General features: G+C 72.7%; 8 protein-coding genes and 3 pseudogenes. 5 read left to right on the top strand and 6 right to left on the bottom strand.

All coding sequences use genetic code 11. The features are described 5' to 3' along the window. Positions 1-107: pseudogene (locus AB0F82_RS28010) on the top strand (ABC transporter permease); the annotation flags it as partial. Positions 108-448: 341 nt separating this feature from the next. Continuing rightward, positions 449-1,306 (top strand): glutathione S-transferase C-terminal domain-containing protein, encoded by an 858-nt coding sequence (locus AB0F82_RS28005; protein ID WP_362632309.1) that lies wholly within the window; start codon positions 449-451, stop codon positions 1,304-1,306. A gap of 428 nt (positions 1,307-1,734) precedes the next feature. Here the strand turns inward: AB0F82_RS28005 and AB0F82_RS28000 are convergent, their stop codons facing one another. The 3 genes and pseudogenes from AB0F82_RS28000 to AB0F82_RS27990 form a co-directional block, all read right to left on the bottom strand. After that, positions 1,735-1,968: a hypothetical protein gene (locus tag AB0F82_RS28000; RefSeq protein ID WP_362632315.1), complete on the bottom strand. Its 234-nt coding sequence runs from the start codon at positions 1,966-1,968 to the stop codon at positions 1,735-1,737. 61 nt (positions 1,969-2,029) lie between these two features. After that, a pseudogene (locus AB0F82_RS27995) lies at positions 2,030-2,719 on the bottom strand (aryl-sulfate sulfotransferase); the annotation flags it as partial. Continuing rightward, positions 2,602-3,036, bottom strand: a complete 435-nt coding sequence (locus AB0F82_RS27990) for a VOC family protein (protein WP_362632307.1) — start codon at positions 3,034-3,036, stop codon at positions 2,602-2,604. The gene AB0F82_RS27990 and the pseudogene AB0F82_RS27995, both read right to left, overlap by 118 nt. Positions 3,037-3,150: 114 nt before the next feature. Here AB0F82_RS27990 and AB0F82_RS27985 point away from each other — a divergent pair, with 114 nt between their 5' ends. Continuing rightward, a complete protein-coding gene (locus tag AB0F82_RS27985) occupies positions 3,151-3,630 on the top strand; it encodes a DUF2809 domain-containing protein (RefSeq protein ID WP_362632305.1) in 480 nt (159 codons plus the stop codon). A 53-nt stretch (positions 3,631-3,683) separates the two neighbouring features. Next, a complete protein-coding gene (locus AB0F82_RS27980) occupies positions 3,684-4,496 on the top strand; it encodes a polysaccharide deacetylase family protein (RefSeq protein WP_362632303.1) in 813 nt (270 codons plus the stop codon). A gap of 78 nt (positions 4,497-4,574) precedes the next feature. On the opposite strand, the pseudogene AB0F82_RS27975 reads toward AB0F82_RS27980, so the two are convergent. Both AB0F82_RS27975 and AB0F82_RS27970 read right to left on the bottom strand, forming a co-directional pair. Next, positions 4,575-4,952 (bottom strand): annotated as a pseudogene (locus tag AB0F82_RS27975) (maleylpyruvate isomerase N-terminal domain-containing protein); the annotation flags it as partial. A 101-nt stretch (positions 4,953-5,053) separates the two neighbouring features. Next, positions 5,054-5,638, bottom strand: coding sequence for a TetR/AcrR family transcriptional regulator (locus AB0F82_RS27970; protein ID WP_362632301.1), 585 nt, complete (start codon positions 5,636-5,638; stop codon positions 5,054-5,056). A 72-nt stretch (positions 5,639-5,710) separates the two neighbouring features. Here AB0F82_RS27970 and AB0F82_RS27965 point away from each other — a divergent pair, with 72 nt between their 5' ends. Next, positions 5,711-7,660: an ABC transporter ATP-binding protein gene (locus AB0F82_RS27965; protein WP_362632299.1), complete on the top strand. Its 1,950-nt coding sequence runs from the start codon at positions 5,711-5,713 to the stop codon at positions 7,658-7,660. Here the strand turns inward: AB0F82_RS27965 and AB0F82_RS27960 are convergent. Further along, complete coding sequence (locus AB0F82_RS27960; RefSeq protein WP_362632297.1) at positions 7,562-9,073, bottom strand: SpoIIE family protein phosphatase; 1,512 nt, start codon at positions 9,071-9,073, stop codon at positions 7,562-7,564. The genes AB0F82_RS27965 and AB0F82_RS27960 overlap by 99 nt on opposite strands. Positions 9,074-9,419: the final 346 nt, after the last annotated feature.

Below are 9,419 nucleotides of genomic sequence, written 5' to 3'. Positions count from 1 at the left end.
TCGCCATCATCCTGATCCTCGTCGTCGGCATCGCCATCGACCTGCTCATCTTCAGCCCCCTCGAACGCCACGTACTGCGCAGCCGCGGCCTGCTGCTCAACAGCTGAACGACCGCCCAGTTCGCCGCCTACGTCGACACCACCGGCCGTGTCACGGAGGCCGAGGAGTTCGGCTCCTCCTTCGTCTTCGGCGGCTTCCTTTCCGACGAGGTCCGGAACCCGCCTGCCCAGCGAGGCCGAAAGCCTCCCCAACGTCGTCGGCACGGCGGCTCATCCCTAGCCCGACAGCTCCACCGGCAACATCGACTTCCGCGGGGCCGCGGGCGGCGCCACGCCCTCTTGACAGCGTCCGGACGCGAATCGACACTCCAATCGGCGAATCCTAGTGAACTGGTAGGAAATTACGGTCGCCCGCGCCAAGGCGGCACCGCGCAAACCCAGGGAGACGCATGTCCGCCACGTACCCGAAAGCCGTGCCGTCGCCGTCCTTCCAGAGCAGGATCGGCCGCGACGCGCGCAGCGGCTTCCCGGCCGTTCCGCACCGCTACCGCCTCCACCTGACACCGTCCTGTCCGAGCTGTCTGCGGATCGCCGTCACGCACAGCCTGCTGGGCCTGCAGGACGTCCTCCCGATGACATCGCTGCCCGCCGTCCCGGACGCGTCCGACGGCGGGTACGCGTCGTTGCGTCCGCTGTACGAGGCCAGTTCGCACCTGTACCCGGGACCTGCGCTGGCACCGGTCCTCAGCGACGGCTGGACCGGACGGATCGTCAGCACGCACGCCCCGGACATCGTCCAGGACCTCACCCGGCGGTTCGGGGTCTCCGGACCGTGCCTGTACCCGGGAGGCGCCGAGGCGCGCATCGAGGAGGTCGGCCGGCTCTGCGAGCACGGCATCAACACGGCGGCGCAACGAGCCGGCCGGTCCGGTGCCGACGCGGCGGAGCGGGACGTCGCGCTCACCACCCTGCTGCGCGGGCTGGGCGCCCTGGAGCGGCAGCTGGCCGCCGCCGACTACCTGCTGGGCAATCAGCTCAGCGCCGCGGACGTGGAGTTGTGGGTGACGCTGGTGCAGCTGGACACGGTGCACCGCTGGCACCTGGACGCGGCGGCGGTGTACCGCATCACCGACCACCCCCGTCTGTGGTCGTACGCGCGGCGACTGGCGGCTCGTCCCGCCTTCGGGTCGCATCTCGACCTGGACGGCATCGCCCGCAGGCACCACGCGCACTGCCGGGGCAGGGAGGCGGCCGGTGCGGCCGTACGGATCGTGGACTGGGCGCAGTACGCACCGGCCCGGTCGTGAAGGCGACGACCGGGATCCCCTCCGGTGCGGCGGAGAGCGGGGCGAGGCCGATGGCGGCCGCGGAGCCGGCGAGGAAGTGGCGGCGGATGGGCATGAGGTGGGCTTCTCGGGAGGTGTCTTGTCGATCAGGCCGGATCAGGGAGCGGGGTCCGGCGTCATGGGGGCGGCCTCCCCAGGCCGCAGGGCCGGGGGAAGGATTGCAAGGCGGACGAGGGAGGCGACGCGGAACGTCGTCGAGCGAGGACCACGCGGCGAGGCGCTGTACCGGCGCCGCGAGCCCGGCCCGACCGGGCAAGAGGCAAGATACCGCCGAGTTCGTGTACGGAGTCCGATCACGCGGGGGCACCGGCCCGGCGGCCGTGCACACGATATGCACCGTGTGTGACGGCCCTCGTCCGTGATGTCGGCGGAGGATGCCCGCGCGGGTGTCAGGCCGTCGTACCCAGCCAGGGGATCTGGTCGGCGGAGTAGCGGTGTGCGCGGAAGACGGAGTTCTGGGCGCCGGCCGAGGACTCCAGGCCCACGCCGTCGCCGAACGACCGGAACTGCGGGACCACGAACTCCCACACCACGTGCCCGTCGGGGGTGACCTCGAAGAGCCGGCCGAAGGAGCCCTCGGCGATGAAGGTGTTGCCGCCCGGCAGGCGTTGGGCGCTGGACATGTACGGGGCTGTATAAGTTCTGCGGCGGGTTGTCCTGGTAGGACCACACCTCCTTGCCGGTGCGCGGATCCAGCTCCAGCACCCGCGAGTAGGGCACGGAGGTGGTGTCGCGGTAGGTGCCGTTGTCGAAGACGAGGATGTTGCCGCTCGCCAGCTCGTGCGGATGGTGCTGCTGTGCCAGGACGTCGGGGCCGATGTGCCACAGCACGGACCCGTCGGCGCGGTCGACGGCCACGGCGGAGGACGCGCTGCGGAAGCCCAGGACGATGGAACCGTCGGCGGTTTCGTTGACGGTGTTGGCCATGGGCCAGTGCTCCCGGGCGAAGTGCGGGTTGAGCGGGAAGTCTTCGGGGTCGAGGTGCTCGATGGCGGCCCAGCGCCACACCTCCCGCCCGTCCCAAGTCAGTTCGTACACGATGTCGCCGTAGATCACGCCGCCCGGGGCCTCCGAGCCGGGGATGCCGACCCGGATGCGGGCGGCATCGGCGGGGGCGAGGGGTTCGACCACTGTGATGACGAGGCAGGGGCCTCGGGCTGCGGCAGGCCGAGCCGGCTGTGGAGGAGCGTGGCACTGGTCGGCACGCCGTGGCACTGCCGACTCCGGTCCGCAGCAGCACGGTTGGCGGGCGCTTCTCAGTCGAGGCAGAACTCGTTGCCCTCGACGTCCTGCATCACGAGGCACGACTCGTTGTGCTCGTCCGCGGTGAGCAGCCGCACGCGTACCGCGCCGAGTGCGACCAGTCGTGCGCATTCGGCCTCGAGGGCGGCCACACGCTCCTCGCCCACGAGCCCGGTCGCGACGCGCACGTCGATGTGCAGGCGGTTCTTGACGGTCTTGCCCTCGGGAACGCGCTGGAAGAACAGCCGCGGGCCCACACCGGTGGGGTCGACGCACGCGAACGCCGAGCCCTGGCGCTCGGGCGGCAGGGCTCGGTCGAAGTCGTCCCAGCCGGCGAACCCCTCCGGTGGCGGCGGTACGACGTATCCCAGTACCTCGCACCAGAAGCGGGCGACGCGCTCGGGCTGTGCGCAGTCGAAGGTGACCTGGAACTTCTTGATCGACGACATCGGGCCATCGTAGGGACGGCCCGGGCCGGTTGTCGGAGAATTTCCCGGTGACTCCCATATGGCGAAGCGGCGGCGGCTCCGCCCCGCGACCCGGCCGCCGTACGGATCCGTCCGGTGGCGGCCGCGGCCGCCGTGGTGACGGTCGGGCGCGGCGCTCGGGCTGCGGGCCGTGGCGGCGGGCGCCGTGGCCACGTACGGCGGGGACGCGCTCGCGCCGTCCTGCCGCCGGCCCTCGTGGTGCTGGTCGCGCCGCGGTGGACGCACCTGCGGGCTGCCGGGACGGCGCCGGCCGTCAGCTGGGCCGTCGAGCTGTTCCGGCTCAGCTCCGTGCCGGCGGAGCTGTCCTGGGACAGCGTGGCCGCCCGCCTGGTGCTCGGTTCCACCTTCAACGCACCGGACCCGTTCCGGTCCGCGGTCGGCGCGGCGGCCGGCGGACTCCCGCACATCGCGATGAGCCGGCGGCGCCGGACCCCCGTGGTCGGTGACACTCCTCACACGTGTCGGGGCACGATGCGCCGCCGGGCCCGTATCGGCGGGGTACGGGCCGCCGGACCGGCCGATCGACCGACGGGGCATCCCGGACATATGACCTAGCCTGGATCGGAAATGGGAGATCGGGGGGCCGAGCGCAAAGGAAGAGCGCCTTCATGGGCATCACCAGCATCTCCGCCCGCCGCCTGCGGCGGACGGGATCCGCCGCCACGGCGGCCGTCCTGGGCATCCTGGCCGTGTCCGGTACCCCGGCCCTCGCCGCCACGGACGGCTCGGCGGACAAGGCTGCGGAAACGAAGCCCTCGGGTTCCGCCGCGTCGGCCGGAAACCCGGGAGCCGCCCGGAGCGCCTCGGGCATCCCGCTGGGGATCTCCCGGCTGGCGCAGGGCCCGGGCCGGGACGTCGCGATCACCATCGACGACGGGCCGGACCCCCGCTGGACGCCCCAAGTCCTCCAGGTGCTGCGGAAGAACCACGTCAAGGCCACCTTCTGCATGATCGGGACCAAGGCACAGAAGCACCCGGAGCTCGTGCGCGCGGTCGCCGCCGACGGTCACCGCCTGTGCAACCACTCCGTCGACCACGACGTGACCATGGACCACAAGCCCGTCGCCTTCCAGAAGCAGCAGATCCTCGAGGGCAAGGCCATGATCGAGAAAGCCGCGCCCGGGGTGCCGGTCGGCTACTACCGCGCACCGGGCGGCGCCTTCACCCCCGACAGCCGGGCGATAGCGGCGGCGAGCGGGATGCGGCCGCTGGGCTGGAGCGTGGACCCCAAGGACTGGAGCCGCCCCGGTCTGCCGGCGATCATCTCGGCCGTCGAGGAGAAGCTTCCCCAGCAGCCGACCGTCCTCTTCCACGACGGGGGCGGCGACCGCAGCGAGACCGTCGCGGCCCTCAAGGAGTACCTGCCCTGGCTGACCTCGCAGGGTTACCGCTTCACCTTCCCCGTGCGCACCGCCCCGTAGCGGTCTCACAACGGCGGACGCAGGCCGCCCGTGCGGTGCGCGCCGACGGGTCCCGCGCCTCCTCCGGGCGTGGTCGGGTCAGCCCAGGGCGAGCGGGAACCTCACCGCGGCGTCGCGCAGTTCGGCCCGCTGGCGCGTCGGTGGGCGCGCAGCGGCCGGTGCCGATCAGGAGTGGGTCCCGGTCGGTGAACGACGCGGGGAACGCCGCCCCGGCGATCCGCTCCAGCAGGGCGCGGGAGCGGGCCAGTCCCTCCTCGGGCGGCCGGGTCCGCGCGTCCGGGAGGTGGCGATCAGGTCGAGGTGGTGGAGCGTCCACTCCAGGACGTAGGCGCCGAGGTGGTCGCCCGCGGTGAGGACCTCGTCGCGGGTGCCCACGCGGGCCTGCGGATCGGCGAGTTCGCTGACGCCCTCGGCACCGCCGTACGCAACGCCGTCCAGCAACGGTTGAAGAGGTCCACGCGGGCACCGTAGTGCGGCCCGCAACGGCGGACAAGCGCGGCGACCCGGTCGGACGGGACCGCCATCACGGGCCGGACACGGCCCCGGTGATCACTTGATCAGGAGGCCGCCGTGGCCTTGCGCAAGGTGTGGAGGCACGAGGAGATCGCGGTGTGGCGCGGCGTGCCGTAGTCCCGGGCCTGCATCCAGGCCGCGTACAGCAGGGACCACAGCACGTTCTGCAGCCACTCGGCGTCCGCCTCGGCGTCGACCGTGCCCTCTGCCTGGCCGCGTTCGATGAGGCGGACCAGGACCCGGTCGGAGTCGGTCTCCTCCTCGAAGCCCGCCCAGCTCAGGAACTGCGGCACGTCGAAGAGCAGCATCAGCCGGTCCCCGAGCTCGAAGTACTCCAGGCAGAGCCGCTCCAGCGCCTTCGGGGCCGGGCCCTCGTCCACCCGTGCGCGTACGGTCGCCTCCTGCAGCCGCTCCCGTACGTCCGCCCCGATCGCCGCCACCAGGTCGGAGCGTTCGGCGAAGTAGCGGTGGACGGTCGTACGTCCGACACCGGCGGCCTCGGCGACGTCCGCGAGCGATGCCGCGTGGTTGGCCGACAGGACGGTGACGGCGGCGTCGAGGATCGCGCGCCGCGTACGGGCGCGGGTGGCCGTCTCGGTGGCCGCCGTCGCGATGCGGTCTTGCTCCATGGGCGTACGGTAGCGCGCCGCCCGCATGAAACTCACTTGACCGCATTGGAACATGCATGTTCCATTTTTGGCATGGCAGCCGACTCGACACCCCCGACCCGTGCCGCATTCGACGCGCCCCGCCTGCGCACCCTCTGGTCGTTCGCCCGCCCGCACCGCGGCACGCTGGCCGTCGGACTGCTCCTCGCCCTGGCAGGCTCCGCCCTCGGCCTTGCCACTCCCATGATCACCAAGTGGGTGCTGGACGCCCTGAACGACTCCGCCTCCCTCACCGGGCCCGTGACCGCGCTGTTCGTACTCCTCGTCGTCGGCGCCGCCGTGTCGTACCGGCAGTGGTGCATGCTCGGCGCGGTGGGCGAGCGCGTCGTGCTGGAGGCGCGCGAGTCGATGGTGCGGCGGTTCCTGCGGGCCACCGTGCCCGCCCTGACCCGCCGCCCGACCGGCGAGCTCGTCACCCGCGTGACCTCGGACACCGTCCTGCTCCGCGAGGCCGCCGCCCAGTCGTTCGTCGGGCTGGTCAACGGCGCCGTCATGCTGGTGGGAAGCCTGGTCCTGATGGGTGTGCTCGACCTGGTGCTGCTCGGCACGACCATGGCCGCCGTGGCCGTGACCGCCGCGCTCTTCGCGCTCCTCATGCCGGGCATCGGCGAGGCGCAGCAGCGCTCCCAGGAGCACATCGGCCGGCTGGGCGGCCTCCTGGAGGGCACGCTGCGCGCGATCCGCACCGTGAAGGTGAGCCGTGCCGAGGAGCGGGCCGCCGAGCGGATCATGGCCGACGCGCGGTCCGCGGCGGAATACGGCATCCGGGCCGTCCGACAGGAGGCGCTGGCCTGGACGGTCGCCGGGTCCGGCATCCAACTGGCCATCATCGCGATCCTGGGCGTCGGGGCCTGGCGGGTCGGGGAGGGGAAGCTGGAGGTCTCCAGCCTGATCGCCTTCCTGCTGTACGCGTTCACGCTGATGGAGCCGGTCACCACGCTCAGCCAGAACCTGACCTCCCTCCAGGCCGGGATGGCCGCCGCCGAACGCATCCGGCAGACCTCGGACTTGACGGCCGAGGGCGAGGGCGAGGGCGAGGGCGAGGGCGAGGACACCACGGGCGCGCCGGGCCGTGGAGCTCCGACCGGCCGCCCGGCGGACTGCGACACCGGCACGCAGGTGCCCGTACTCGAACTGCGCGGCGTCAGCGCCGCGTACGGTCCCGACGCCGCGCACGCGGTCACCGACGTACGGCTGGCCGTCCCCCGGCGCGGACACACCGCGATCGTCGGGCCGTCGGGCGCCGGCAAGACCACCCTGTTCTCGCTCGTACTGCGGTTCCTGGAGCCGGTGGACGGCGAACTGTTCCTGAACGGACGGCCGTACCGCGACTACAGCCACTCCGAGCTACGGGCGCGGCTTGCGTACGTCGAACAGGACACCCCCGTCGTACCCGGCACCCTCCGCGACAACCTGCTGCTCGCCCGGCCGGATGCCACCGAGGAGGAACTCCGCCGGGTGCTGTGCGACGTACGCCTGACGGAGAAGGTCGAGGCGCTCGACGAAGGGCTGGACAGCCCGCTGTCGTCGGCGCACGTGTCGGGTGGCGAGCGCCAGCGCATCGCACTCGCGCGCGCCCTGCTGCGCACCCCCGAGGTCCTGCTGCTGGACGAGGCGACCGCACAGCTGGACGGCTTGACGGAGGCGGCGGTGCAGGACTGCATCCGCAGCCGCGCGGCGACGGGCGCGGTGGTGACGGTCGCACACCGCCTCTCGACGGTGGTCGACGCCGACCTGATCGTGGTCATGGAGGCGGGCCGGATCCGCGCCCGCGGCACCCACGAGGAGCTGCTGGAGACGGACGCGCTCTACCGCGAACTGGTGGCAGCCCTCCGCCTGGCCACCACCACCGGTGCGGAGGGGGCACAGGGGCCGGGGCCGGGCTCAGGCGGGCTGGTCGGGAGTGGGAGAGGGGGTGGCGCGGGCGATCAGGAGGGCCACGTCGTCGTGGACGCCCGGGTGGCGCATGGTGTCCAGCAGTAGGTCGCAGGTCTCGTCCAGGGGGCGGCCGGGGTCGTCGAGGGCGTGGAGGAGGACGTCGAGACGCTCGTCGATGGGATCGTCGCGGGTCTCGACCAGGCCGTCGGTGTAGAGGACGAGCTGGTCGCCCGCCCCGACGGGGAGGCTGACGGTGGTGAAGGCGACGCCGACGCCGCCCAGGGGCGCGCCGGTGGGCAGGTCGAGGAGTTCGCGGGTGCCGTCGTGTCGGAGGAGGACGGGCGGCAGGTGCCCGGCAAGGGAGAGGTGCCACCGCGCCGCGCGCGGGTCGTAGACGACGTAGACGCAGGTCGCGATGGTTTCGAGGCCCTCGGTGACGTGGTCGAGGTGGTGCAGGACCTGCGCGGGGTCGAGGTCGAGGTCGGCCAGGGTCCGGGTGGCGGTGCGCAGCTGGCCCATGCTCGCCGCAGCCCCGACTCCGCTGCCCATGACGTCGCCCACGACGAGGGCGGTCTTGTCTCCGCTCAGCGGGATCACGTCGAACCAGTCGCCGCCGATCTCCATGGTGGCCTGGGCGGGCCGGTAGCGGGTGGCGACCTCCAGCCCCGGCCGGCGCGGCGGTGTGTGCGGCAGCAGGTTGCGCTGGAGGGTCAGGGCGGTGTGGCGTTGCTCTTCGACCGCCCGGTGCCGCTCGGTGACGTCGACGCTGGCGGTGGCCACGCCCAGCACGGTCCCGTTGGGGGCCTCGAGCCGGTAGAACGAGATCGACCAGGCATGGTCGTGGTCCGGATCGGCCGGGGTACGGCCGACGGTGTACTGGTCCACGATGGGCACGCCGGTGGCCAGCACCTCACGCATCGCCGCCTCGAAGGACGCGTCCACGGCGGGCAGCACCTCGTGGACGTGCCGGCCGATGTGCTCGGCGGCGGGCACCCCGTTGAGGCGTTCCTCCGCCGGGTTGACCGAGACGTAGCGCAGGTCCGTGTCGAGCACGCCCAGGCCGACCGGGGACTGGGCCACGAGCCGGGCCGACAGTGCGAGGTCCCGCTCGACCTGCCGTACCGTCGCCTGGTCCGCGGCGAGGCCCAGAGCGTAGTACTCCTGCTGGGAGTCCAGCAGCCGCATGTTGCGGAACTCGACCATGCGCGTGCTGCCGTCCTTGTGCCGGACGGGGAAGACACCGACCCAGCTGACCCCCGCCTCCATGACCTCGGTGAACATGTCCAGCACGACCGGGAGGTGCTCCTCGTGCAGCAGCAGGCGGCCCGCGTACTCCCCGAGGGCCTCCTCGGCGGTGTAACCGAACAGTTCCTCCGCCTGCGGGCTCCACAGGTCGATCCGGCCGTCGGCGTCGAGGAGGATGGCGGCCACGCGCAGCACGTCGAGCAGGCCGCCCGGCCCGGACGCGGCGGGCCACGCCCCTTCCGGATCGCCGTGCGAGGGCTCGATCGCTGCCATCTGCGGGCTCTCCTTCCGGCCGCCGCCGCCGGCTGCGGCCTACGCTCCCAGCCCATCTCATCGTCCCCCTCCACGGGACACGCGTGCACGCCACGCGTCGGGGGACGGCGCTCACCACTACGGCGCACCCGATTCGCACACGCGCTCGACCATCTCGGCCTTCTCGACCATCCGCCCTGCCGCTCGCGCGCGTCAGCCGCGCATCCGGCTCGTGGTGCCATCCTGGACGCCCTCGACGACTGCCTGCGCGGCGGCTTCGCCACACCGGGCCCGGGACGCTGCTCTGGCACACCTCCGCCGTCACGCGCGAGCACCTGTCCCACGCCCCGGCCCCGGACGGCCGGCC

Source organism: Streptomyces virginiae, assembly GCF_040638905.1.
Taxonomy (GTDB): Bacteria; Actinomycetota; Actinomycetes; order Streptomycetales; family Streptomycetaceae; genus Streptomyces; species Streptomyces virginiae_B.
This window is presented reverse-complemented; position numbering and strand designations above follow the sequence as displayed.